Origin of the sequence: Streptomyces sp. UNOB3_S3 (assembly GCF_020740895.1) — a bacterium.
Classification (GTDB): Bacteria; Actinomycetota; Actinomycetes; order Streptomycetales; family Streptomycetaceae; genus Streptomyces.
In genome coordinates this window covers 1-882 of the sequence record NZ_JAILXP010000732.1, presented here as the reverse complement: position 1 = coordinate 882, position 882 = coordinate 1, and the positions used below count along the sequence as shown (strand labels likewise).

At 81.2% G+C, this 882-nt stretch carries 1 protein-coding gene; it reads right to left on the bottom strand.

Annotated features, from left to right (window positions below; all coding sequences use genetic code 11):
• Window positions 1–36: 36 nt before the first annotated feature.
• A partial coding sequence (locus tag K6I33_RS35350) for a protein kinase (protein ID WP_229358877.1) occupies window positions 37–882 on the bottom strand: 846 nt, incomplete at its 5' end.

The window sequence follows — 882 nt, the reverse complement described above, 5'->3', positions numbered from 1 at the left end:
TCGCCGGACCGGCCCGCGCCCCACCCGCGCCCCGCCCTACCGCGTGCCCGCCGCCGGCGGAGCCGTGCGGTGGATGCCCGGCGTGTGGGAGCCGCCCGGCTTCGCGTCGCCCGCGTCCGAACCGCCGCTCGTGGCGAACCAGCCGCCGACGCCCGCCGCCGCGGCCAGCGCGACGGCCGCCGCGCCGAGGCGGATGCGGCGGCGCCGCGCCTGCTCCGCCGGGGAGCGGTGGCGCGCGGAGCCGGCTCGCGGCTGCCCCGGCGAGCGCGGAGCGCGAGCCGTCCCGTGGGGGCCGCCCGCGAGCTCCTCGGGCCCGGGGACCCGCATGCTGGTGTGGGTGTCACGGCTGGAGTCCGACACGCCCGCCCCCGGCACGAGCGGCACCACGCCCCGCCGTCGCGGCTCGGGCGCGGCCGCGGCACCGGCGGCGGGCGCCGGAGCGGCGGCTTCCGCGTATCCGGCGGGAGCGGCGGGGGCCGCCGCCTCCTCTTCCTCCGGCTCGTCGATGTCGAGCGGCGGGATCCCGGCCAGGTGCGGCAGCAGCTCCCGCAGCCGGGCCGCCAGCTCCGAGGCGCGCAGCCTGGACGCCGGCGCCTTGGCGAGGCACTGCACGACGAGCTGCCAGAGCTCGTCGGGGATGCCGGGCAGCGGCGCCACCGTCTCCGTCACATGGCGCCGCAGCACCGCCCCGGGGTGGCCGCCGCCGAAGGGCGTGAAGCCGGCCAGGAGCTCGTAGAGGACGGTGGCCAGGGCGTAGACGTCGACGGACGCGCGCGGCGGCAGGCCCTCGATGATCTCGGGGGCGAGGTAGTCGGGCGTGCCGATGACGCTGCGGGCGCCCGGCGAGCGGTCCCGGTCGCGCTCCCGGTCGCGGGCGGGCGC